Below are 22858 nucleotides of genomic sequence, written 5' to 3'. Positions count from 1 at the left end.
CGACGACTGGTCTAGACCACTATAGCGGGCGCTCGGCGTCCGCGACCACCCGCTCGCACACCTCGTGCGTCACGAGCGCGTCCGACGCGTCGAGCACCCTGCCGGCACGCACCGCCCCGAGGAACTCCTCGCACATCGCGACGAACCCCCGGTGCACCGTCGGCGACAGCCACGGGTCGCGTCGGGTCAGTCGCTCGCCGTCGCGGATGTCGACGACGTCCGCGAGGTCGATCACCTGGCGGCGCCGGCCGTCGCCGATGACGTCGAGCACCTCGTGGGCGTCTCCCGCCGTCCAGCTCATGACCCCGGTCGCGAGGCGGCCCTCCCCCGTGAACTGCACCGAGAGCCGCCGGCAGCGGCCGCGGTCGTCGACGTGGGCGGTCGTCACGAGGTCGTCGAGCGGGGACGGGACCAGGAACCGCAGGGTGTCGATGACGTGGATGAAGTCGTCGAGCACCATCTGCCGGACGGGTCCAAGGGCGTGCGACCGGTGCTTCTGGAGCGTCACGACGTCACGGTCTGCCCAGTCGGCGAAGGCGCGGTACGCCGGCGCGTACCGGCGGTTGAACCCGACCATGAGCGACACGCCGCTCGCGAGCGCGACGAGCCCCCGTGCGCTCGCGAGGTCGAGGGCGAGCGGCTTGTCGACGAGCACCGGCACCCCCGCACGCAGGAGCGTCGCGACGACCTCCGGGTGCGACTCGGACGTCGTGTGCACCAGCGCCGCGTCGAGGCCCGCCTCGATGGCGTCGGCCAGCGAGCCGAACCGGTCCGGGAGGCGATACGCGTCCCCGACCGAGGCGAGGCTCGACGCCGTGCGCGAGACCAGGACCGGCGTGATGCCCGGCAACGACGTCACGACGGGCAGGTACGCCTTGCGTGCGATCGCACCGAGCCCGACGACGGCCACCCGCATGATCCCGACCCGCTCTCGCCCGTTGTCGACATGACCCGAGCCAGGCTATGCCCGGTGACCTCGTCGGTGTCGCGTGGCACGATCAGTCAGGTGACCAGCAGCGCCACCCCGGCGGAGCACCTGCGCGACCTCGCGCGGCTGCGACGCGTCCGCGACCGGATCGACCGCGAGTACGCGCAGCCGCTCGACGTCGAGGCGCTCGCCCGCGGCGTGCACATGTCGGCCGGTCACCTCAGCCGCGAGTTCCGGATCGCGTACGGCGAGGCGCCGTACACGTACCTCATGACGCGGCGCATCGAGCGCGCGATGGCGCTGCTGCGTCGAGGCGACCTCAGCGTCACCGAGGTCTGCTTCGAGGTCGGTTGCTCGTCGCTCGGAACCTTCAGCACGCGCTTCACCGAGCTTGTCGGCATGCCACCCAGCATCTACCGGCGCCGGGCCGCAGGAGGCGCGGAGATGCCGTCCTGCGTCGCGAAGCAGGTGACCCGACCGATCAGGAATCGAGAAGCGCGGGTCGCGGAGCCCCGCCTAGCCTGAACAGATGGACATCACCATTCACTACGCCTTCCTGCCGCACGACGACCCGGACGCCTCGCTGGCGTTCTACCGCGACACCCTCGGCTTCGAGGTCCGCAACGACGTGGGGTTCGGCGGGATGCGCTGGATCACCGTCGGCCCCACCAGCCAGCCCGGCACCTCCATCGTCCTGGAGCCGCCCACCGCCGACCCCGGCATCACCGAGGACGAGCGCCGCACCATCGCCGAGATGATGGCCAAGGGCACCTTCGGCCGCGTCACCCTGGCCACGACCGACCTCGACGGCACCTTCGCGAAGCTCGAGGCCAGCGGCGCCGAGGTCGTCCAGGAACCGACCGACCAGCCGTACGGGGTGCGCGACTGCGCCGTCCGCGACCCCGCCGGCAACCTGCTCCGCATCAACCAGACGACCTGAGCCGTCGGGCGGTCACAGCAGGCGACAGGGGCTATCGTCGGCGGCCTGCCGCACGGATGGAGACACCACGAGCATGGCCACGACGAACGGGACGCAGCCGGCGCTGCAGGTTGCCGACAGCCACGACCTGATCCGCGTGGTCGGCGCGCGGGAGAACAACCTCAAAGACGTCAGCATCGAGATCCCGAAGCGCCGGCTGACCGTGTTCACGGGTGTCTCCGGCTCGGGCAAGAGCTCCCTGGTGTTCGACACGATCGCCGCCGAGTCGCAGCGGATGATCAACGAGACCTACAGCGCGTTCGTCCAGGGGTTCATGCCGACGCTCGCGCGGCCCGACGTCGACGTCCTCGACGGGCTGACCACCGCGATCATCGTCGACCAGGAGCGGATGGGCGCCAACGTCCGCTCGACGGTCGGCACCGCGACCGACGCCAACGCGATGCTGCGCATCCTGTTCAGCCGCCTGGGCCAGCCGCACATCGGCTCCCCGCAGGCGTTCTCGTTCAACGTCGCGTCCGCCACCGGCGGGGGCGCGATCTCCTTCCAGCGCGGCGGCCAGACCGTCAAGGAGCGCCGGACCTTCAGCATCACCGGCGGGATGTGCCCGCGCTGCGAGGGCCGGGGCTCCGTCACCGACATCGATCTGACCGCGTTGTACGACGACAGCACGTCCCTCAACGGCGGCGCCCTCACCATCCCCGGCTACAGCATGGACGGCTGGTACGGACGCATCTTCAGCGGTTGCGGGTTCTTCGACCCGGACAAGCCGATCCGGGACTTCACGAAGCGGGAGCTCCACGACCTGCTCCACAAGGAGCCGACCAAGATCAAGGTCGAGGGCATCAACCTCACCTACGAGGGGCTGATCCCGAAGCTCCAGAAGTCGATGCTGTCGAAGGACGTCGACGCGTTGCAGCCGCACATCCGCGCGTTCGTCGAGCGCGCGGTGACGTTCACGACGTGCCCCGAGTGCGACGGGACCCGACTGTCGGCGGCAGCTAGGTCCTCGAAGATCGGCGGCCTCAGCATCGCCGACGCGTGCGCGATGCAGATCAGCGACCTCGCGGCGTGGGTCGCCGGGCTGTCGGACTCGTCGGTGGCGCCGCTGATCGAGGCGCTGCGGGACACCCTCGACTCGTTCGTCGAGATCGGGCTGGGCTACCTGTCGCTCGACCGGCCGGCCGGCACGCTGTCCGGCGGCGAGTCCCAACGCACCAAGATGATCCGGCACCTCGGCTCGTCGCTCACCGACATCACCTACGTCTTCGACGAGCCGACGATCGGGCTGCACCCCCACGACATCCAGCGGATGAACACCCTGCTGCTGCAGCTGCGCGACAAGGGCAACACGGTGCTCGTCGTCGAGCACAAGCCCGAGACGATCGTCATCGCCGACCACGTCGTCGACCTCGGACCCGGTGCCGGCACCGCGGGTGGCGAGGTGGTCTTCGAGGGGACCGTCGACGGGCTGCGGGCCAGCGGCACCTTGACCGGACGGCACCTGGACGACCGTGCGTCCGTGAAGCCGTCCGTGCGGACGCCGTCGGGCAGGCTCGAGGTGCGCGGCGCGCGGACCCACAACCTCAAGGACGTCGACGTCGACATCCCGCTCGGCGTGCTGGTCGTGCTGACCGGCGTGGCCGGGTCGGGGAAGAGCTCGCTGATCCAGGGCTCGGTGGCCGGCCGCGACGGCGTGGTGTCGGTCGACCAGAGCGCGATCAAGGGCTCGCGCCGCAGCAACCCGGCGACGTACACCGGGCTCCTCGAGCCGATCCGCAAGGCGTTCGCGAAGGTCAACGGCGTCAAGCCGGCGTTGTTCAGCGCCAACTCCGAGGGCGCCTGCCCGAACTGCAACGGCGCGGGCGTCACCTTCACCGACCTGGGGATGATGGCGACCGTCGCGACCGTGTGCGAGGTGTGCGACGGCAAGCGGTTCGAGGCCTCGGTGCTCGAGTACCACCTCGGCGGGCGCGACATCAGCGAGGTGCTCGCGATGTCGGTGACCGAGGCCGAGCAGTTCTTCGGTACCGGCGAGGCCCGCACACCGGCCGCGCACGCCATCCTCGACCGGCTCACCGACGTCGGGCTCGGCTACCTCAGCCTCGGCCAGCCGCTCACCACGCTGTCGGGCGGCGAGCGGCAGCGGCTCAAGCTCGCGACCCGCATGGCCGAGAAGGGCGACGTCTACGTCCTCGACGAGCCGACCACCGGGCTGCACCTCGCCGACGTCGAGCAGCTCATCGGCATGCTCGACCGGCTCGTCGACTCCGGCCGGTCGGTCATCGTGATCGCCCACCACCAGGCCGTCATGGCGCACGCCGACTGGATCATCGACCTCGGCCCCGGCGCCGGCCACGACGGCGGGCGCATCGTCTTCGAGGGCACCCCGGCCGACCTCGTCGCCGGACGGTCCACCCTCACCGGCGAGCACCTCGCGGCGTACGTCGGCGCCTGACTGCCCGTCAGCCGCGTGTCAGTCGCGGGTGGGTGACGACCCGAGCACGGTCAGGTCAGCCAGTGCTCGGCGGGCGGGGTGAGGTCCGCCAGCTCGTCCCACAGCTCGACCGGGAGGGAGAGCCGGGCGAGTGCGACCGTCTCGGCGATGCGCTCGGGGCTCGACACACCGACGACCGTCGAGGTCACGCGTGGCTCCCGCAGGGAGAGCTGGAGGGCCGCCGCAGCGAGCGGCACGCCATGCCTCTCGCACGCCGCCTGCATCAGCCGGACGCGCTCGAGCACCACGCCGTCGGCGTCCCGGTAGCCGTAGGTCGACCGCGCGCCGGGGCCCTTGGAGAGGATGCCACCGCCGTAGGGCGCCGCGTTGACGAACGCGACACCGCGTCGGACCGCGTCGTCGATGAGCGGCTCGGCGCTCCTGTCCACGAGGGTGAAGCGGTTGTGGTTGAGCACGACGTCGAACTCGTCGGTCGCGACGAGCTGCCGCATCAGCGGGACGTCGCCGGCCGCCAGGCCGATGTGCTCGACGACCCCGGCGTCCCGCAGGTCCCGCAGCGCCGCGACCGGGCCGCCGGGAGCCATCGCCTCGTCGAACGTCAGGTAGAACTCCGGGTCGTGGAGGTACATCAGCTGGATCCGGTCGAGCCCGAGGCGGGACAGGCTCTCCTCGGCGGACCGCTTGACCCGGTCCCCGGAGAAGTCCCGGGTCTCCCGGTCCGCGTCGACCTTGGTGGCCAGGACGACGCCGTCCGGGAGCCCGCCGTGGCGCCGCAGCACGTGACCGATGCGGGTCTCGGCGCTGCCTCCGCCGTAGTTGTTCGACGTGTCGATGAAGTTGACCGGGCTCGCGAGTGCGGCCTCGATCGTCGCTTCGGCGCGGGCGTCGTCGACGGCGTACCCGTACAGCTCGGGCATGCTCGCGAGCGGGCTCGTGCCGAGACAGATCTCGCTGACCAGCAGACCGGTGCGGCCGAGCGGCCGTCGGGCGATCTCGTCCATCGGGTGCTTCTCCTTCGCTGCAGCCGTCCCGTCGGGTGGATCGACGTTACTCGACACGGCGGCAGCGCTGCGGAGCGCTCCCGCGGCTCGACCAGCGGAGCCGCGGGAGCGCGCCGTCGACGGGCTACACGTCCTCGGGGGTCAGTTGAGCGTCGGGTAGTCGGTGTAGCCCTGGTGGTCGCCGCCGAAGAAGCCGGTGGTCTCGGGCGCGTTGAACGGTCCGCCGGCCGCGAGTCGTGCGGGCAGGTCGGGGTTGGCGAGGAACAGCGCGCCGAAGGCGATCAGGTCGGCGCTGCCGTCGTCGAGCAGGCCCAGTTCCTCAGGTCCGGTGGGTCGACCCTCGGTGGCCGGGTTGAGGATGAAGGTGGCGGGCCAGTCGGCGCGCATCCGGAGCACGAGGTCGCGCTGGCCTGGCACCTCGAGCACGTGGATGTAGGCAAGACCCAGGTCCGCCAGCCGGGCGACGAGCGCGGCGTACTGCGCGTCCAGGTCGTCCTCGGCGATGTCGTGCAGCGGCGTCCCTGGCGAGAGCCGGATGCCGACCTTGTCCGCCCCGACGGCGTCGGCCACGGCCGCGGCCACCTCGACCGCGAACCGGATGCGGCCCTCGACCGAACCGCCCCAGGCGTCGGTGCGGCGGTTCGCGCTCGTCGCGAGGAACTGCTGGACGAGGTAGCCGTTGGCGCCGTGGATCTCGACGCCGTCGAACCCGGCGGCCACGGCGTTGCGCGCGGCGTCGGCGAAGTCCTGGACGGTCGCGAGGATCTCCGGCTCCGTCAGCTCGTGCGGGACGGTGAACGGCTTGGGTCCCTGGTGGGTGTAGATCTGCCCGTCGGCGGCGACGGCCGACGGCCCGACCGGGAGCAACCCGTCCGGAAGCAGCGCCGGGTCGCCGACCCGCCCCGCGTGCATGAGCTGCGCGACGATCCGGCCGCCGCGCTCGTGCACGGCATCGGTCACGGCCCGCCACGCCTCGACCTGCTCCGGCGAGTGCAGCCCCGGGGTGTCCGGGTAGCCCTGGCCGACGACCGACGGGTGGATCCCCTCGGTGACGATCAGGCCGGCGGTCGCCCGCTGGGCGTAGTACTCGGCCATCAGCGGGGTCGGCGTCGCGCCGGGGCCGTACGCGCGGCTGCGCGTCATCGGCGCCATCACGATCCGGTTGCTCAGTCGCTGTCCGGCCAAGTCATAGCTGCTCAGTGCGGTGCTCATGTGTCCCTCTTCCTCGTCCCGGCGCGCACCCGGCGTTCGCCCGGCTCTCGCCCGTCCCGGAACGGCCCGGCGAGGCCGGTCGTGGCGGATTGCTTGTCTGGACAGTAACTCACTACTTGTCCGAACAGCAATATCCCTTCCCTCGCTTCCGCCGAGCGGGATACCCTTGTTCCTGGCCGAGCAGTGACCGGCGACTCGGAGGGTGGAGATGAGCGTCACAGCCGACGATGCGCGGGCGATGCCTGCCGAGCTCGAGGGCCCCTGCCTGCCGCCGTCGGCCCAGGCGGGTGTGCTGACCGCGGCGATCTTCCGCGTCGCACGGCTGCACCGGACCCTGGCCGGACAGCTGCTCCGCCAGGTCGGCCTGCACCCCGGCCAAGAGCTCGTGATGATGCAGCTCTGGGACCACGGCCCGCAGCGCCAGACGGACCTCGTCCGCCACCTCGGCTCGGACGCGGCGACCATGACCCGCACGGTCCAGCGCCTCGAGCACGCCGGGTTCGTGCGGCGGCGCCCGAGCGCGACCGACCGCCGGGCCACGATCGTCGAGGCCACGCCGGCGAGCCTCGCGGTCCGCGACCACGTCACCCGGCTCTGGGCAGAGCTCGAGGCGACCGCGACGGGTGACCTCGGCGACGACCTCCGTGACGAGGCGCTCACCTGCCTGGCCCGGATCGAGCACAACCTGGCCGGCGCGACCGACGACTCGGCCGACCCGCTCGTCTGCTGAGGCCCGCGAGGGCCGCCGAGGCCCTCGCGGGGTCAGCCGTCAGCCCCGCTCGCGGCGGTACAGCGAGCGGGACCACGCGTAGCCGAGCCCCGCGATCAGCAGGCACCAGACGACGGCCTGGAGCGTCGTCGAGCCGTTCACCGACGTGCCCGTGAGCAGGGCCCGCGTCGTCTCGATGATCGGGGTGAACGGCTGGTACTCCGCGAACCAGCGCACGCCCGTCGGCATCGTCTCGACCGGCACGAACCCGCTGCCGAGGAAGGGCAGCGCCGTGAGGATCATCGGGGTGTTCGACGCGGTCTCCACGGACTTGGCGGCGAGCCCCATCGCGACGCACAGCCAGCTCGTCGCGAAGCTGACCAGCGCGATCAGCCCGACCAGCGCCAACCCGCCCAGCGCACCGGCGTGCGGCCGGTAGCCGAGCACCGCCGCCAGCCCGAGCACCACGGCGACGGCGACGAGCGCCTGGACCACGGTGCCGAGCACCGGCCCACCGAGCACCGAGCCCGGGGAGATGGCCATCGTCTTGAAGCGCGGCATGATCCCGCTGGTGGCGTCCATCGCGGCGGTGATCGCCACGCTCTGCGCCGCGCCGACGACCGCGAACAGCAGGATGGCCGGGGTGATGTAGTCGAGGTACGCCGACCGGCCGGCCGAGCCGGTGGCGACGCCAGGCGCGACCCCGGCGCCGAACGCCCCGCCGAACACGTAGACGAACAGCAGCAGAAGCGCGATGGGGATGCCGATGGTGAAGCTGGTCAGCCCTGGGTAGCGCACGGCGCGCAGCAGGTTGCGGCGCAGCATGGTCAGGGTGTCCGCCAGCGGGCGGGCGCCGGCGGTGGGGGCGATCGTGAGGGTCGTCATCGGGCCACCTTCTTCGTGGTCGGGTCGGACGCGAGCTCCGAGCTGGGCTCGGTGAGGCGCAGGAACACGTCGTCGAGCGAGCCGGCGTCGTGCGTGGACTTCAGCTCCGCGGGGGTGCCCTCGGCGACGATGCGGCCGCGGTCCAGCACAGCGACGCGGTCGGCGAGCTGGTCGGCCTCCTCGAGGTACTGCGTGGTCAGGAGGATCGTGGTGCCGCCCGCCACGAGGGCACGCACCTCGTCCCACAGCGTGCGGCGGCTGCGCGGGTCGAGGCCCGCGGTGGGCTCGTCGAGGAACACCACGGCGGGGGCGCCGACGAGCGTCATCGCCAGGTCGAGCTTGCGGCGCATGCCGCCCGACCAGGTGGACACCGGCTTGCGGGCGGCGTCGGTCAGGCCGAACCGCGTCAGCAGCGCGTCGACGCGCTCGCGTCCCTCGTGGCGGCCCAGGTGGTGCAGGGAGGCCATGAGGCGCAGGTTCTCGACGCCCGTGAGCAGGTCGTCGACGGCCGACATCTGGCCGGTGACGCCGATCGCGGCGCGCACCGACTCGGGCTGTGCGACGACGTCGTGCCCGGCGACGCGGGCGCTCCCGCCGTCGAGCTTGAGCAGCGTCGACAGGATGCCCACGGTGGTGGTCTTGCCGGCGCCGTTGGGGCCGAGCAGCGCAGTGACGGTGCCGGCCCGGACGGCGAGGTCGACGCCGTCGAGCACGGTCTGGTCCCCGTAGGACTTGCGCAGGCCGCGCACGTCGACGGCGAGGTCGCTGGTCATGGTGGTTCTCCTCACTCCTCAGGGACGGCGGACGATGATGTCGCCGTAGCCGGTGCTGGCGTGGATCTCGGCGGTGGCCTCGTCGTCGACGGGGCCCGTGGTGGGCGTCAGCTGGTTGCGCACCGTGCCGTGCTCCGAGGCGACGTCGAGCCAGGCGGCGGTGCCGGCGGGCACGCCGACCTCGATCGAGCCGTACGACGTGGCGAGCGTGACGCTGCCGGACTCGAGGTTGGCGACGCTGATGCCGGCGTGGGCGGCCTTGGCGGAGAACGTGCCGCGCACGCGACCGACCACGATCTCGGCGTTCGCCCCCATGACCTCCAGCGACCCCGTGAGCGACCCGATGTTCGTGGTCCCGTTGCTCGCACGGATCGTGCCGCCGCCCCCGACCTCGGCGACGCGCACGGAGCCGGCGTTCGCCTTGACGTTCAGGTGCCCGGTCACACGGCCGAGGACGACCGACCCGGCCGAGACCTTGAGGTCGACGCGATCGGCCTCCTCGACCCGCGCGTCGCCGCCGTTGAGGGCGAGGTCGATCGTGCCGAGCCTGCCCTCCGCGTGCAACGACCCGGCCTTGCCGCTGAGGTCCGAGCCGGCGGGCAGCTCCACCGTGACGATCGCACCGCCGGCGGCGAACGGGCGGACGTACTGCTTCCAGGCAGCCGGGTACGTGATGGCGACGCCGTCGCCCGCGCGTTCGACGCGCGTCTCCTCGGCGGCGCGCACGGAGCCCGCCTTGGCCGGGTCGGCGGGCAGGACGGTGACGACGACGTCGTCACGCTCGCTGGCGATGACACGCAGGTCGCCGAAGGGCACGTCGATGGTGACCGGAACCGGTGTGGGGGCGGGGAAGGTGGGCATCAGGTTCTCCTCGGGGTTCGACGTGGAGCGGGTGTCGTGCCGGCGGGTGCGTTCACCGCACCCAGCCGGTCTGACGGTGGGTGCCGCGCTGCTCGGGTCGGGTCGGCGCGGCGGGCCTGCCGGTGGTCTGCTCGAGAGCCGCGGCGACCGCACGCACGAGCCACGTGTTGACCGAGACGCCCTCGCGGGCGGCAGCGACCTCGACCTGCGTCTTGAGGTGGTCCGGCAGGCGCAGGGTGGTGCGGGTCGTGGTGCCGGCCTCGGCGTCGGCGTCCGGCGCGGTCGGCAGCCCCTCGGGAGACAGCGGGCGCGCGGGGGTCGAGGTCGGCTCGGCCGCGGCGACGGGTGCGGGCACGGCAACGACGAACTCGGGGGAACCGCCGCGCAGGCGCACGTCCACCCAGCCGGGTGCGAGCTCGGCGGAGATCTCGCCCGCCGCGGCGGAGAGCGCGTCGAGAAGGATGAGCCGCACGGCCGCGTCGAGCGGCGCGGTCAGGCGCTCGGCGAGCTGCCGGGCGTCGTCGCCCGCGGCGTCGGCCGTGATGGCGAGGCGGCGCTGGAGGTCGTCGACGTAACGCGTGAGGTCCATGACGTCATGGTGACACCACTAGTGACGTCATGGCAACACCGTTCGTGGTGTCATCTCGTTGTGGCCGGTCAGGACCTCACACCGCGAAGAACTCGCGCAGCGCGGGAGCGACGAGCTCGGGGCGACCCCGCTCCGCACGATCCTGGGTCGCGGAGTGGGTCAGGCCGGCCAGCTCGACGTGCCGCGCGCCGGGGACGACCCTGGCCAGGCCGACGACGGCGGCACGCAGGTACGGGCGGGTCGCGGAGCCGTCGAGCAGGAGGGTCGGCACGTCGATCGCCGCGAGCTCCTCGAGGCGGTCGGCGTTCTCGCGGACGACCGCGAAGTCGGCGCGCAGGGCGTACGCCAGCTCGCGCACGTGCGCACGCCCCTCGGCCATCGTGGCCCGGTCGTCGGCCGCGAGCATGCGCCGCGACGCTGCGGCCAGGAGCGCGGTCGGCAGACGGAACATCCACGGCGGCCCCATCTCGGCGAGCCGCATCGCGACGGCCAGAGCACGCGGCACGTCCCCGGCGTCGAGGGCGGCATCGAACCGCGGCAGGAGGTCGAGCCGCACCGAGCCGCCGATCGCGAGCGGCGGCTCGAACAGGGCGAGACGCCGGATCTCGCCGCCCGCGAGCGCCGCCCGTGCCGCGATGATCGCGCCCGAGCTGATGCCGAGCACGTCGTGCGCGCCCGTCGCGACCAGGACGGCGCGCAGGTCCTCGACCTCGATGGCCGTGCCGGTGGCCGGTGCCGATCCGCCCCGGCCGCGGCGGTCGAGCAGGTGCACGGTGCGGGTGTCGGCGAGCAGGCGGGCGAGCTCGAGCTGGCTCGTCCCGCTCTGCATCGCGCCGTGCACGACGACGAGCCCGGGCCCGGCGCCGATCGAGTGCACGCGCAGGGCGGTCCCGTCCGTCGAGGTGATCATCGCATTATCTTAGCGACTAAGAGACTTACCTGCCAAGATACCTGCATGGACCGTGCCGACCGCCTCCAACGCCTCCAGCTGCTCTCGGAGACCGATGCCACCCAGACGGCCCTCTTCCAGCAGGCAGCCGCGGCAACCTACGGACTGGGCCTCACCGAGATGCGGGCCCTGAGCATCCTGCTGCGGGAGGGTCCGCAGACCGCGGGTGCGCTTGTGCGCGCGCTCGATGTCACCTCAGGCGCGGTCACCGGGGTCGTCGACCGCCTCGTCCGTCGCGGCCTGGCGCGCAGGGGAGCGGACCCCACCGACCGCCGCAAGGTCGTCGTCAGCGTCGACCTCGAGGCCCTCGCCGCCGACGAGAACGTCTACGCCGGTATCGGTGAGGCCTTCCAGGAGCTGTACGCGACCTACACCGACGCCGAGCTGGAGTTCCTCGAGCGCCACCTCACGGCATCGATCGACATCACCGCACGCGAGACCGCCCGGCTGCACGAGCGGGACTGACCCCAGCGGAGGCGGCGAGCGTCGATCACGTCGCCGGCCGGACGTCGGCCTTGCCCCCTCCCCGCAGGATCGCCGTCATCTTCCGGCCCTTGGCCAGCTCGTCGACCAGCTTGTCCAGGTAGCGGATCTGCTGCATCAGGGGGTCCTCGATCTCCTCGACCCGGTACCCGCAGATCAGGCCGGTGATGAGGGACGCGTGCGGGTTGAGGGCGGGAGCCTGCGCGAAGAACGTCTCCAGGTCGACCTCGGTAGCGATGACCCGCTCCAGGCCGGCCGCGTCGTATCCCGTCAACCACGAGATGACCTCGTCCACCTCCGCCTGGGTGCGACCCTTCCGCTGCACCTTGGCGATGTACAACGCGTAGATTCTGGCGAAGCTGAAGGCGAAGATCCGATGTCTCGGCATGGTCTGACCCCCAGAACAGGTACGGCTGCGGATACGGCACCCCTAGGGCGACCCTAGCTCCGGGATCGGCCGGGATCGATGACGACGCCGACCGAGAAGCGCCGCCCGTCGCTACGATCGGCCGATGCCGCACGAGGACTGGATCGAGCACCGCCGAGCGGGCGACCGTGAGCGGCTCGGGTGGATCCGGCCGGACGGCGACCACTTCGTCGCCCTCGACGCGCTCGGACGCGAGGTGACCGGCGCAGTCGACTGGCTGGACGCCGAGGAGTCGCTCGATGCGCGCGGCCTGCACTGGCTCGCCGACCTCTGGCAGCTCGACCTGGGAGACGGCACTCGCGCGCGGGTGCGCATCGTGGAGGTGACACCTGAGCGGGTCGTCGTGAAGGTCGACGACTTCGGCACCGTTGACGCGGTGACCCGGAGCTACGTCCTCCCGTTCCCGGCACCGGACGTCCTGCGACCGTTCGAGGGCGACACGTCGACTCTCGACCACGGGCTCCGGGACGGCTGAGGGGCGGACGACGATCGCCCGTACGGGTCTTCGGCCACGTCGGGACGTCAGCCGCCACCCGTGAGGCGGGCGATCTGCGCGTCGAGGTAGCGTCCCTCCGCCAGGTTCGTCGCGCGGCCCGCCGCCCGACGGTAGTGCGCGAGGGCGAGGTCGCGGTCGCCCGCGAGCTCGTGCAGGTGCGCCCGCAGCTGGTCGAGCCGGGGCAGGGAGTCGTCGAGACGGGCCAGGATGTCGAGGCCCGCGGCCGGTCCGTCCACCATCGCCGCGGCGACCGCTCGGTTGAGCGTGACCACCGGGCTGCCCGTCAGCCGCTCGAGCAGCCCGTAGAGCGCAAGGATCTGGGGCCAGTCCGTCGCGTCCGCGCTGGTCGCACGGTCGTGCACCGCTGCGATCGCGGCCTGGAGCTGGTACTCGCCGACGGCGCCGCTCCCGATCGCGTCGTCGAGGAGCGTGAGGCCCTCCGCGATCCTGGTGTGGTCCCACAGCGCCCTGTTCTGATCCGCGAGAGTCACGGGGACGCCGGCCGCGTCGGTGCGCGCCGGTCGTCGCGCATCCGTGAGCAGCATCAGTGCGAGCAGTCCGGCGACCTCGGCATCGTCGCGACCCCCGTGGCCGGCCGCGTGCACCAGACGCGTCAGTCGGATCGCCTCGTCGGACAGGTCGACACGGGTGAGATCCGAGCCCGCGCTGCCCGCGTAGCCCTCGTTGAACATGAGGTACAGCACCTGAAGGACGCTGCGGAGCCGGGCCGGGTGCTCCTCAGGCGCGGGCATCGCGAAGGGCTCGCCCGACGCCACGATGCGCTGCTTCGCCCGGCTGATCCGCTGCGCCATCGTCGCCTCCGGCACCAGGAACGCCCGCGCGATCTCCGCCGTGGTGAGCCCGCCGACGGCACGCAGCGTCAGCGCCACGGCCGAGGTCGGGGTCAGCGCGGGGTGGCAGCAGAGGAACAGCACGGTCAGCGTGTCGTCCTCCTGAGCAACCCCCGCTGCGTGCGGCTCGGTGGCCACGCGGGCCTCACGATCGCGGCGGGCCACGTCGCTGCGCCACTGGTCGACCATCCGGCGGGACGCCGTCTGCAGGAGCCAGCCGCTCGGCCGCTCGGGGATGCCGTCCGCCGGCCAGTGCGTCGCGGCCGCGATCAGCGCCTCCTGGACGGCGTCCTCCGCGGCGTCGAAGTCGCCCCACCGGCGCGCGAGCGTGCCGAGCACCTGCGGCGCGAGCTCGCGCAGGAGGTCCTCGACCTCGCCCGGGACGTTCAGCGCGGGTCGCTCGCCGTGTGCAGGAACGCGTCCATCTCCTCGACGTTCGACGGTCCGGCCTCCATCAGCCGGCGCACCTGGATCGGCTGCTGCGTCGGCACGCCTCCGCGCCCCGGCACCGCCGACACGAGGCCCGCGATCTCGAGCGCCCGATCCTCGGACTCCACGTCGACGATCTGGTAGCCCGCCACCCACTCCTTGAACTCCTGGAACGGGCCGTCGGTGACGACCGGCACCGTGCCGTCCGACCGCACGATCTTGGCCAGGTCCGGACCCGTCAGGATGACCGTGTCGACGAGCTCACCGCTCGCGACGAGCTCGGCGTTCAACCGCTCGTAGTAGCTCAGGTGGTCGGCGACCTCCTGGTCGGACCACGCCGACATCGGCGCGTCGTCCGGACCGCTCTGGAAGTCCACGATCAGCAGGTACGTGGCCATGTTGCTCCTCCTTCGTCGTGCCCAGATTGGCACCATCACTCGGAGAACGGAGCCGACCGGCGGTTCTCTACGTGCCTGCGCCTGGAGCCGTCGCCGGCGTTGACATGTCGATGATCGATATGTACGGTGTTGAACGTATCGATCCTCGATATGCACGCCCAGCCAGGGGGAGCCATGAAGTCGAAGCTGTCGGTGACGCTGCGCAACACGGAGTACGTCGGACCGCGGACCAGCCGGGCCATCGCACGCCTGCTGCTGCTCGCCGGAATCGTGGCCGCCGTCGGCGGGGTCGGGTACGCGGTCAACGGCGCCACCCAAGCGCCGGCCACCGTGACCGTTCCCATCAGTATCGAGGTGCCGAACGGCAGCCCGCAGAGCCCGACCACGGTGAGCGTCGACGACGTCGTCCTGCCCGACGGTGCCCGGCTCCAGGCCGCCGAGCACGGACTGCAGCTCGTGACCGAGGCCGGCTACGCCAGCCGTTGGACGGGCTTCCTCGCACGTGGCGACGCCGCCCTCCTCGGGCTGGGCTTCGGGGCATGCGCATTGCTGCTCGCCCCCGTCGTGAACGCGGTCGCGGCGGGCGACCCGTTCCGGCGGAGCAATGCTGCCCGGATCGGGTGGACCGGGGCGATCGTGGGAGTCGTCGGGATGCTCGCGCCGGTCCTGCCGAATCTTGCCGCGCTCGCGGTGATGACGTCGTTCGACGCTGCCAGCAGCGCCAACCCCTTCGCGGTGGTCTTCGGCGTCGAGGTCGCGCCACTCGGCATCGCGGCACTGATCTTCGTGGTGGCGGAGGCGTTCCGGCGTGGGACACAGATCAGCGCCGACACCGCGGGTCTCGTGTGAGCCGGCCGACCCCGTCGGACCCGGGTCCAGTGCCGAACGACGGCGTCGCCGGTGCCGGGGAGCACCGGGTCGCCTGCCATCTCGACACCCTGCTCGCGTCGCGCGGGCTCACGCTCACCGAGCTCGCGCAGCGCGCCGGGGTCACGGTCGTGAACCTGTCGGTCCTGAAGAACGACCGGGCCCGGGCGATCCGGTTCTCGACCCTGACCGCGATCTGCGATGCGCTCGACTGCCAGCCCGGCGACCTGCTCAGCGTCACCCGATCTGCTCCCTGACACCCTCGACGCGACGACCGCCGAGACAGCACGACGTCGATATGGTCGGATCATGACCACCGCAGCTTCGGCCCAGAAGGCGGCAGCGCTGCTTGCCCTGCACGCAGGTCCCGGGTTCGTGCTCCCCAACGCCTGGGACGCCGGCTCCGCCCGGATCCTCGAGCAGGTCGGCTTCCCGGCCATCGCCACGACCAGCGCGGGCATCGCGTGGTCCTGCGGGGTGCCCGACGGTGAGGCCCTGGACCGCGACACGATGCTCGAGCACCTCGGTCGCATCGTGGCCGCGGTCGGCGTGCCCGTGACCGCCGACCTCGAAGCCGGGTACGGCGACACCGCGGACGAGGTCGGCCGCACCGTCGCCCTGGCCGTCGAGCTCGGGGCGGTGGGCGGCAACCTGGAGGACGCGGCGGAGGGCAGGCTGTTCGGCATCGACGAGGCCGTCCACCGGGTCGCTGCCGCCCGAGCCGCGGCGCCACGCGGCACCTTCGTACTGAACGCACGTACGGACACCTACTTCGTCCCCGCGACCGGCGACGCGTTCGACGAGACGGTCGAGCGGGCAGTCCGCTACATCGACGCGGGGGCCGACTGCATCTTCGTGCCCGGCATCGTCGAGGCGGACACGATCCGGCGGCTCGCCGCGGCCATCCCGGCCCCACTCAACGTGGTGGCCGGTCTGGCGAACCGCATCGACGCACCCACCCTGTTCTCGCTCGGCGTCAAGCGGGTCAGCGTCGGCGGAAGCTTGGCCCGAGCCGCGCTCAGCCTGGTGGAGCGCGCCGGCAGGGAGCTGCTCGACTCCGGGACACTCGGGTTCCTCGACGGTGCGATCTCGTACGGCGACCTGCAACGACGCTTCGGCCCGTGACCGCTGGTTCCACCGGCCGTTCCGACGTTCGCGAAGCGCAACAAGTCAGGGGCTCGAATGAGTGCGACTGAGGTCACGCAGCTGCTGGAGGAGTGGGAGTCGCGGCTGCGTGATCTCGGCGCACCGTGCATCGAGCGGCTGCGTCCGGGATTGACCCGCGCGCAGGTCGACGCGCTCACGCTCGAGCACGACCTGCATGTGTCGGACGAGGTGGCCGCGATCTGGATGTGGCACGACGGCGATACCGGGCCCGACAACGGTCTGCGCGGGCTGACCCCCATGGGGCGGTTCTTCGACCTGCGCGGGTCGCTGGACAACTCACGGTCGTTGCAGCGGATCACGTTCGACGGGGACGACGACGGGGACTACTCCGATGAGGACCCCGGCGACGAGCTGTACTTCCGCCGCCACTACCTGATGATCATCGTCGACGAGGACCGGCTGTACGTGGACTGCACCCCCGGCACCTCGGGCACCTCGGGCACCTCGACAGGGCTGTACCTCTCCCACGACCTTTCGCGCGCGACCCGCGTGGACCTGCTGGACCGGCTGCGCCTGTGGCTCGACGCTCTGAACCGTGGCCTGTGGCGCATCGACACGAACGGCAGCTGGGTGGTCGACGCCTCTCAAGCTCCCGTCGATCGCTTCTGGCCGTGGTTGTACACCTAGCGCAGTGCGTCTGGCTGCCTGCCTCGCCCCAGCACAGTGACGTCATGCCTCGGGCGACGGCGGCTCTTGATCGACGCTCGCCCGTCGAACCAGCTCGTCGCTCAGGCGCGCGAGGTGAGCACGGAACGCCGCGCGGGTCGCGTCGGCCATCTGAGCCTGCTCCCCATGGACGACCATCTCGCAGACGACCCGCACCAGGGCGCCATCCGGGTGCGGTTCGACCGTCGTGACGGACTCCGCCGGGTGACTCGACGACTGGTTCCGCAAGACGAGGCGACGTCCCGGACCAACACCGACGACCTCATGGAACCGCACGAACCGCTGGCCCCCCACCGAGGTGATCACGTAGCGCAGCTCCCCGAGCTGGCCGACCGGTGTTCCGGGGACCACGCCAGGGTGCTCCCCGGGGGACGCGTCGACCGTGAAGGTGCTGGCATCGAGCGCGCCGCGCCACACGTCGTCCACGGGCAACGGGATGACGACCTGCACGTCGACCTCGCCCCGGGTGGGCGGCCCCATCGACCTGTGCTTGTGTGCCCGCTCCGCGGCTCGGGTGTCAGCCCCCTTGAGCGGCGCCGGCGGCGGGGCGCCGCTGAGCTGATGATTCATCTCGGCCAACGCTCGCTGAGCGGCCGTCTGAAGCCCGCGCCCGGCCGCCTCGGCGACGTGGGCACGCATGGCTGCTGAGATCGTCAGGCGGACCAGCGACGTCGGAGCGCCCAGCGTGATGCCGGCATCGAACACGCTCCAGCTCCAGACCCAGGTGGTCTCGGAGCTGACGAAGCGCAGCACGATGCGGCGGCCGTCCTCGCGCTCCACGACATCGGCGATGACGCCGATCATGCTTCCCGCCGCCTCCGTCAGGAGGCACCATCGCTCCGGTCCCGGGCCGGGGAACACGAACCCGTCCCGCGCGCCGAAGTGGTTCGCGGGGGTGGTGAGCCACCCCCACACGTCAGCGGGCGACCTCGGGATCTCAGCGATGTACTCGCCACTGACGTCAACCACGGCCTGGAATCCGGGCCCCTCAGCCGATGAGCCGGGAAACAGCGCGCGGCGGCCCCACCTGCCACTCAGCACGCCCATCCACCGCGAGATCGTCGTCACAGCCATTGCCTCGGCGGGTTCGGAGGTGCGCATGAGCGCCCGACGCGAGCAACTGCGCATCCGACCGGGGTACGCAGCCAGAGCGGCGGTCGGACCGGGTCGCATCTCGGCTGCGCCTTCCGGACAACCTGACCTGCACGAAGGCCTAGCGAGCCGCGCGGGCGGCCTCCAGAAGTGCTGCCATCGCTCGCCCAGCACGGCGAGCCCGGTCGGCACTGACCGGCGAATGGCTGTACCCGGCCAGGGTCCTCATGGTCAGCAGCGCACGCAGGTGTCCTGCCAGGTTCTTGTCGACCGCCGAGAGCAGCGCGACCGCCTCGTCGTGGTTCTCGCCACGGGAGTACTCACCCAGGCGGGCGGCGCAGACCACATCAGCGGCAGCGATGCCCGCGTGAACACACAGCGTGACGTAGGCGTCGGCGACGTCCGAGGCCTCGTCGGCGAGCATGTCGACGGCAACCGCCGCGTCGGCGAACTGCTCAGCCTTGACCAGCCGTCCTCGGCGCATCGCCTCGTCGGCCTTGACGGTGCGCGGGGTCATCGCCGTGCACCTGCGACCACGCGGCGCAGCCAGACCGGGTCCCCGCTGATCGTCAGCGCGTCCTCGAGCAACGACTGCAGGATCGGGTCTCGCGTGACCGCACTCGCCCGCACCTCGGCCTCGGTCATGGACAACACTCTCGCGTCGTTCCCGGTCCACCTGGACACGTCCCGCGACAGCTGGTCAACCAGGGCTTCCCACTGATCAGCGTCGACGGCCGGGTCCACCAGGAACAGGTCGATGTCGGAGTCAGGAAGCATCTGACCTCGCGCGGCTGAGCCGAAAAGGGCCGCCCACACCGGCGGCGTCGGCCATGCCTGAACCTGAGACCGAACCCGGTCCATCAGCGCCCCGCGCAGGTCGGCGAGCGCGATGATGTGCTCGGCCGCGAGGTGCTCCCGGTTGAGCCGGTAGCTCACCACGGTGCTGACCTGCTGAGAGGTGACAGTGCCCTGCGCGGTCAAGCGCGTCAGCACCTTGCGGATCCCCTCGTAAGACCGGCCGCCGAGGAGCTTCTGGATTCCCCCGACAGTGTGCGGGGCATCGGCGGTCGCGAGGACGGCGAGGACGTCCCCGTCGAGGGTTGGCGTGATCACTGCAAGCGGATGCTGGGTCTGCATGGCACCTCCCCGGCCTCCACCATAGTGGGCGCACGCCAACAATAGTAGAGAAATCGCAAGTTGCCGTTGTCGACGAGCGAGCGGCGATCGGCCCGGCGTCGCGATGACGGCGCCGGGTGGATACCGGTCATGCCAAGTCGAACGCGAGCTCATCCCCCACTGACGATCACCAGTTCGTTGCCTTCGGGTCGGCGAACCGCCAGCGATCCCCGACTCGGCAAGGAGCCGGCCACCGGCTGCGAAGGTCGTGGCGAGGCGCGTCTGCGCGAGGTCCGACGGCACAGCGAGCTCGACGTGGATGCGGTTGCGCTGCCGACGCCGCTCCGTCTCCGAGTCGTCAATCTCTTGGAACAGCAGCACCGGGTTCAGCCGCCGAGGATCGTCGATGTCGCTGACCCCCGCTCGCCGGTCGTGGGCGTATCCGAGTGCGGCGACCCGGAACGCGCGGACCACGGCGACGTCGGTGGCGTCGAGGACGAGTTGAGCGAAGCGCGGCAGCCCCGGATCCGCAGTGGCCCCGAGCCCGCGGGCAGCGGTCTGGAGGTTCCCGGCGAGGTCGGTGAAGTCGAGCTCGAGGCCGTGGGCGTCGTCCTCCCACTGGTCCTTGCCGCTGTCGATGATCACAAGCCCGGGGCGCAGGTCGACCAGCAGCGGGAAGCCGGTGTCGTCGGCCAGCGCCGCTGCTGCTGCGGCAAGATCACGCTGCTGCGTCGGCGAGGTGATGCGGTAGCACGCCATGGCGCTGAACACCGCCTGCCAGTCGGCCGTCCCGATCCTCTCGCCGAGCGCCGCGCCCGGCACGAGGTCGACCTCGTTGCCGTCGGGGTCGGAGTGACAGACCCCGAACGGTCCCGATGCCTCACCGAGGCCCGCCTGCTCGACCGCCGCGGCCGGCCGCACCAAGTCGAGGTGGATGCGGTTGCGCGACGGCCGTGGCTCGGTCGACTGCCGGATCCGTATCGCGGGGTCGCGCCGCAACGGATCCGCCAAACCGCCGTCCTCCCCAGGCGCGTAGTCGAGCGCGCGCTGCCAGAACCGCCTCACCGCAGACGGGTTCGCGGAGTCGAACACGACGCTCAGGTGCTGCAGCACGGCAGGGTTGGCGGCAAGCCCGAGATCCCGCGCGGCCGCCGACACCGCCTCGGCGTGCTCGTCCGAGTCGAGGCGCACCCGGATGCCTGTCGCGCGCAGGTCGACGATGATCTCGGCCGACAGCTCGACGATGCGCCCGGCCAGCGAAGCCGCCGCGATCAGCGAAGGCGCGTCAAACCACGCCGTCGCAGCGCCATCGACCACGCGCCAATCCGTGCCGATCTCTGTCATGCCCGGCACTGTCGAGTCCATTTCGGACGATCTCCTTCCGGATAGTGATCTTGTCCCGGCCGGGGCATTGACGGACGCCGTTGGCAGTGCCCCGCGTGGAGCGGTGGGGTTTGAGGGTTGATCTTCGATGTCTACGCGCCGCTGTCGATCGCGGCGGCGGGGAGCCTGACCCGGCCTCCCGGACAGTTCCGATGTGGTGATCATGCCGCGGTGACCGCGGCGGTGTGAAGGTCCTCGAACTCCGTGGGGGCGTCACTGCCGGGTCTGTGGTGGGCCTGACAGGTTCACTTCGTGATGTCCGACGAGCCGATACTGGCGTTCATGTACACGCCTGCGCACTTCGCCCCCGACAGCGACGCCTCGGCCCGCTTCCTGGCCGACGTGGTGGCCGGCGACCTCGTGATCTCGACGGACAGCGGCCTTGTCGCGACGTTCTTGCCCGTGCTGCTCGATGCGGGTACCAGTTCGCGCGGCTCGTTGGTGGGGCATCTCGCCCGCAACAACGACCAGTGGCAGCAGGCTGTGCGCGGGGAGGCGCTGTTCATCGCGCACGGGCCGGACGCGTACATCTCACCGTCCTGGTATGCGAGCAAGGCCGAGCACGGGCGCGTCGTACCGACCTGGAACTACGCGACGGCGCATGTCTACGGGGAGCTCGTCGTCCATGACGACACGGCGTGGGTCGGCGCGCTGGTGCGCAGACTCACCGACCGGCACGAGGCGCGCCGTGAGCACCCGTGGAGCGTGGACGACGCACCGGCGAGATTCACGGCTGGTCAACTTAGGGCCATCGTCGGCGTCGAGCTGGTGATCTCCCGGGTCGAGGTGAAGGTCAAGATGAGCCAGAATCGCCCCGACCGGGACATCGATGGGGTCGTGACCGGTCTGGGGCAAGATGGCCGACCCGACGCCGCGGCGATGGTCGATCGCTCACGGTCCTGACCTGGGACGACCGTTCGGTCCGCCCCCGATCGCGACGATCTCGGCGGCCGACGTCGAGCGAGTGCAGACGGCGATGACGAGCCGCGGTCTCGCGACCGCCATCCAGCTGACGCCAACGCGATCAGCGATCGGCCCGGAGCAGACTGGGCCGACGCGCGAAGCCGCTGCGCCCGTCGAGAACGACCTCGACGGTCTGCGTCCGGTCCAGTGCCTGCTGGGCGCCTGGCGTCTCGATCGTCGTCCCTTCGGACGCGCCCCGTCGCCCAGCGGCCCGCTCCCCCAGATGCCTCGGGATGAGCACGTCGATCTGCGCCTCGCCGCGCTGCCAGCGGTGCTGGTGGCCTTCCCAGGACTCACCGGTCGAGGCGAATCCCAGCTCGACGAGCGCGGTCGTGAACGAGTGCAGCGCGCCCGGCTCAGCTCGCACGTCGAGGACGGCGTCGACGTCGTCAGTCGGGCGCGTCGGCGCGACGCCGCGCTCGATGCAGTGCAGGTGCACCATCTGGCCGCCGACGAGTGTCCACCCGGTTGGGTGGCGTTCGGACAGGTCGAGGAGCCCGCTCCACGCCTCCCGCTGCCCACGGGTCATCGGCGGCATCACGACGCTCATGCGACCGCACCCGATCGGGACGCTGCCCAGTCAGCGATGAGCTCTCGGGCGCGAGCGAGCTCACGCGGCCCGTCGTGCTCGGCGAGGTCGGCGGCCAGCAGCAGGACAGGTACGGGTCGGTCGGGAAGCAGCGGTGAGACGTGCAGGACGACGTTGGCGTTCGACCCGGCGTCGACCAGAAGGTGATCGCGGCGCACGGCGACCGCGTCCTCAGCCCGGACGTAGGCCTCCACGTTGGCGGCTGCCGACAGGCCGGAACGTTCGTCGGACAGGCCCGAGAGGACCAGACGCGGGTCGGCGCGGAGCGCGGCGATCTCCGATGCCGACAGGAGCTCCCGCTCGGCGCGCGACGCCAGCCAGGACCGAAGGAGCATCTCGGGCTCGCCGTCGGCGACCAGTCGGTCGAGCGCCTGACGCAACCGGTACGACTCCCTCGGCTCGATCCAGTCCGCCGAGCCGCCACGGCTGATCTCCACCAGAGCCCAGGCAATTCGAGGGCTCATGGGCCGGCCCCTCCGGGGCGCGCTCGGCACCGAGGCCGCATCCACCAGCCACCGACCGCCGACCCGACGGGCGCGAAGCCGGCCTTCCCGCGCCAGCTGCCGGGCGCGGACGGCTGAGACGCCCATCATCCGGGCGGCCTCCGCAAGCTCGACATCCATGGACAC

27 protein-coding genes are annotated in these 22858 nt (G+C 71.6%); 11 read left to right on the top strand and 16 right to left on the bottom strand.

The window, feature by feature from the left end; all coding sequences use genetic code 11:
* Nucleotides 1–19: 19 nt before the first annotated feature.
* Nucleotides 20–916, bottom strand: coding sequence for a Gfo/Idh/MocA family oxidoreductase (locus tag DDP54_RS11100; RefSeq protein WP_109131786.1), 897 nt, complete (start codon nt 914–916; stop codon nt 20–22).
* A gap of 90 nt (nt 917–1006) precedes the next feature.
* Here DDP54_RS11100 and DDP54_RS11095 point away from each other — a divergent pair, with 90 nt between their 5' ends.
* The 3 genes from DDP54_RS11095 to DDP54_RS11085 all read left to right on the top strand — a co-directional run bounded on the left by DDP54_RS11095 (nt 1007) and on the right by DDP54_RS11085 (nt 4323).
* The gene (locus DDP54_RS11095) at nt 1007–1453 is read left to right on the top strand and encodes an AraC family transcriptional regulator (RefSeq protein ID WP_242448350.1); all 447 of its coding nucleotides are present in this window, start codon (nt 1007–1009) and stop codon (nt 1451–1453) included.
* Nucleotides 1454–1457: 4 nt separating this feature from the next.
* Complete coding sequence (locus DDP54_RS11090; protein ID WP_109131784.1) at nt 1458–1868, top strand: VOC family protein; 411 nt, start codon at nt 1458–1460, stop codon at nt 1866–1868.
* Nucleotides 1869–1941: 73 nt separating this feature from the next.
* Nucleotides 1942–4323, top strand: coding sequence for an excinuclease ABC subunit UvrA (locus tag DDP54_RS11085; protein ID WP_109131783.1), 2382 nt, complete (start codon nt 1942–1944; stop codon nt 4321–4323).
* Nucleotides 4324–4373: 50 nt separating this feature from the next.
* Here the strand turns inward: DDP54_RS11085 and DDP54_RS11080 are convergent, their stop codons facing one another.
* Nucleotides 4374–5324 (bottom strand): aldo/keto reductase, encoded by a 951-nt coding sequence (locus DDP54_RS11080; protein WP_197711376.1) that lies wholly within the window; start codon nt 5322–5324, stop codon nt 4374–4376.
* Nucleotides 5325–5465: 141 nt separating this feature from the next.
* Nucleotides 5466–6536, bottom strand: coding sequence for an alkene reductase (locus DDP54_RS11075; protein ID WP_109131782.1), 1071 nt, complete (start codon nt 6534–6536; stop codon nt 5466–5468).
* 208 nt (nt 6537–6744) lie between these two features.
* Here DDP54_RS11075 and DDP54_RS11070 point away from each other — a divergent pair, with 208 nt between their 5' ends.
* Entirely contained in the window at nt 6745–7266 is a 522-nt protein-coding gene (locus tag DDP54_RS11070; protein ID WP_197711375.1) for a MarR family winged helix-turn-helix transcriptional regulator, read from the top strand.
* Nucleotides 7267–7305: 39 nt separating this feature from the next.
* On the opposite strand, the gene DDP54_RS11065 is transcribed toward DDP54_RS11070, so the two are convergent.
* From DDP54_RS11065 to DDP54_RS11045, 5 genes are all read right to left on the bottom strand, one after another.
* Nucleotides 7306–8130 carry an ABC transporter permease gene (locus tag DDP54_RS11065; protein ID WP_109131781.1) on the bottom strand — a complete coding sequence of 275 codons (825 nt, stop codon included), beginning with the start codon at nt 8128–8130 and terminating at the stop codon, nt 7306–7308.
* A complete protein-coding gene (locus tag DDP54_RS11060) occupies nt 8127–8903 on the bottom strand; it encodes an ATP-binding cassette domain-containing protein (protein ID WP_109131780.1) in 777 nt (258 codons plus the stop codon). Before DDP54_RS11060 ends, DDP54_RS11065 begins: the two co-directional genes overlap by 4 nt.
* A gap of 18 nt (nt 8904–8921) precedes the next feature.
* The gene (locus tag DDP54_RS11055; protein ID WP_109131779.1) at nt 8922–9764 is read right to left on the bottom strand and encodes a DUF4097 family beta strand repeat-containing protein; all 843 of its coding nucleotides are present in this window, start codon (nt 9762–9764) and stop codon (nt 8922–8924) included.
* A 52-nt stretch (nt 9765–9816) separates the two neighbouring features.
* Nucleotides 9817–10353 carry a toxin-antitoxin system HicB family antitoxin gene (locus tag DDP54_RS11050; protein WP_109131778.1) on the bottom strand — a complete coding sequence of 179 codons (537 nt, stop codon included), beginning with the start codon at nt 10351–10353 and terminating at the stop codon, nt 9817–9819.
* Nucleotides 10354–10429: 76 nt separating this feature from the next.
* Nucleotides 10430–11263 carry an alpha/beta hydrolase gene (locus DDP54_RS11045; RefSeq protein ID WP_109131777.1) on the bottom strand — a complete coding sequence of 278 codons (834 nt, stop codon included), beginning with the start codon at nt 11261–11263 and terminating at the stop codon, nt 10430–10432.
* A 45-nt stretch (nt 11264–11308) separates the two neighbouring features.
* Between DDP54_RS11045 and DDP54_RS11040 the strand changes: the two genes are divergently transcribed.
* Nucleotides 11309–11767 carry a MarR family transcriptional regulator gene (locus DDP54_RS11040; RefSeq protein ID WP_109131776.1) on the top strand — a complete coding sequence of 153 codons (459 nt, stop codon included), beginning with the start codon at nt 11309–11311 and terminating at the stop codon, nt 11765–11767.
* Nucleotides 11768–11792: 25 nt separating this feature from the next.
* Here DDP54_RS11040 and DDP54_RS11035 read toward each other — a convergent pair whose 3' ends face one another.
* A complete protein-coding gene (locus DDP54_RS11035) occupies nt 11793–12173 on the bottom strand; it encodes a DUF2200 domain-containing protein (protein WP_109131775.1) in 381 nt (126 codons plus the stop codon).
* Between the two features lie 124 nt (nt 12174–12297).
* Between DDP54_RS11035 and DDP54_RS11030 the strand changes: the two genes are divergently transcribed.
* Nucleotides 12298–12687: a hypothetical protein gene (locus DDP54_RS11030; protein WP_109131774.1), complete on the top strand. Its 390-nt coding sequence runs from the start codon at nt 12298–12300 to the stop codon at nt 12685–12687.
* 47 nt (nt 12688–12734) lie between these two features.
* On the opposite strand, the gene DDP54_RS11025 is transcribed toward DDP54_RS11030, so the two are convergent.
* A complete protein-coding gene (locus DDP54_RS11025; RefSeq protein WP_109132533.1) occupies nt 12735–13949 on the bottom strand; it encodes a DUF6596 domain-containing protein in 1215 nt (404 codons plus the stop codon).
* A complete protein-coding gene (locus DDP54_RS11020; RefSeq protein WP_109131773.1) occupies nt 13946–14386 on the bottom strand; it encodes a YciI family protein in 441 nt (146 codons plus the stop codon). Before DDP54_RS11020 ends, DDP54_RS11025 begins: the two co-directional genes overlap by 4 nt.
* A 174-nt stretch (nt 14387–14560) precedes the next feature.
* Between DDP54_RS11020 and DDP54_RS11015 the strand changes: the two genes are divergently transcribed.
* The 4 genes from DDP54_RS11015 to DDP54_RS11000 are packed head-to-tail and all read left to right on the top strand — an operon-like array spanning nt 14561 to nt 17047.
* A complete protein-coding gene (locus tag DDP54_RS11015) occupies nt 14561–15235 on the top strand; it encodes a DUF2975 domain-containing protein (RefSeq protein WP_158274509.1) in 675 nt (224 codons plus the stop codon).
* 29 nt (nt 15236–15264) lie between these two features.
* Nucleotides 15265–15510, top strand: a complete 246-nt coding sequence (locus DDP54_RS11010) for a helix-turn-helix transcriptional regulator (RefSeq protein ID WP_109131771.1) — start codon at nt 15265–15267, stop codon at nt 15508–15510.
* Between the two features lie 52 nt (nt 15511–15562).
* Complete coding sequence (locus tag DDP54_RS11005) at nt 15563–16378, top strand: isocitrate lyase/phosphoenolpyruvate mutase family protein (protein WP_109131770.1); 816 nt, start codon at nt 15563–15565, stop codon at nt 16376–16378.
* A gap of 57 nt (nt 16379–16435) precedes the next feature.
* A complete protein-coding gene (locus tag DDP54_RS11000; RefSeq protein WP_109131769.1) occupies nt 16436–17047 on the top strand; it encodes a hypothetical protein in 612 nt (203 codons plus the stop codon).
* A 42-nt stretch (nt 17048–17089) separates the two neighbouring features.
* On the opposite strand, the gene DDP54_RS10995 is transcribed toward DDP54_RS11000, so the two are convergent.
* From DDP54_RS10995 to DDP54_RS18420, 3 genes are all read right to left on the bottom strand, one after another.
* A complete protein-coding gene (locus tag DDP54_RS10995; RefSeq protein WP_109131768.1) occupies nt 17090–18055 on the bottom strand; it encodes an SRPBCC family protein in 966 nt (321 codons plus the stop codon).
* A 244-nt stretch (nt 18056–18299) separates the two neighbouring features.
* The gene (locus DDP54_RS10990; protein WP_197711374.1) at nt 18300–18695 is read right to left on the bottom strand and encodes a hypothetical protein; all 396 of its coding nucleotides are present in this window, start codon (nt 18693–18695) and stop codon (nt 18300–18302) included.
* Nucleotides 18692–20842: a VOC family protein gene (locus DDP54_RS18420; protein WP_197711373.1), complete on the bottom strand. Its 2151-nt coding sequence runs from the start codon at nt 20840–20842 to the stop codon at nt 18692–18694. The genes DDP54_RS10990 and DDP54_RS18420 overlap by 4 nt, the downstream gene beginning before the upstream one ends.
* Nucleotides 20843–20932: 90 nt before the next feature.
* On the opposite strand from DDP54_RS18420, the gene DDP54_RS10975 reads away from it, so the two are divergent.
* Nucleotides 20933–21580 carry an FMN-binding negative transcriptional regulator gene (locus tag DDP54_RS10975; protein WP_347338533.1) on the top strand — a complete coding sequence of 216 codons (648 nt, stop codon included), beginning with the start codon at nt 20933–20935 and terminating at the stop codon, nt 21578–21580.
* Between the two features lie 121 nt (nt 21581–21701).
* On the opposite strand, the gene DDP54_RS10970 is transcribed toward DDP54_RS10975, so the two are convergent.
* Both DDP54_RS10970 and DDP54_RS10965 read right to left on the bottom strand, forming a co-directional pair.
* Nucleotides 21702–22190 (bottom strand): hypothetical protein, encoded by a 489-nt coding sequence (locus DDP54_RS10970; protein WP_109131766.1) that lies wholly within the window; start codon nt 22188–22190, stop codon nt 21702–21704.
* Nucleotides 22187–22693 carry a hypothetical protein gene (locus tag DDP54_RS10965; RefSeq protein ID WP_242448348.1) on the bottom strand — a complete coding sequence of 169 codons (507 nt, stop codon included), beginning with the start codon at nt 22691–22693 and terminating at the stop codon, nt 22187–22189. The genes DDP54_RS10970 and DDP54_RS10965 overlap by 4 nt, the downstream gene beginning before the upstream one ends.
* Nucleotides 22694–22858: the final 165 nt, after the last annotated feature.

This window comes from Cellulomonas sp. WB94, assembly GCF_003115775.1.
Taxonomy (GTDB): Bacteria; Actinomycetota; Actinomycetes; order Actinomycetales; family Cellulomonadaceae; genus Cellulomonas_A.
The sequence above is the reverse complement of the archived record's forward strand: the minus strand, read 5'-3'. Positions and strand labels throughout refer to the sequence as shown.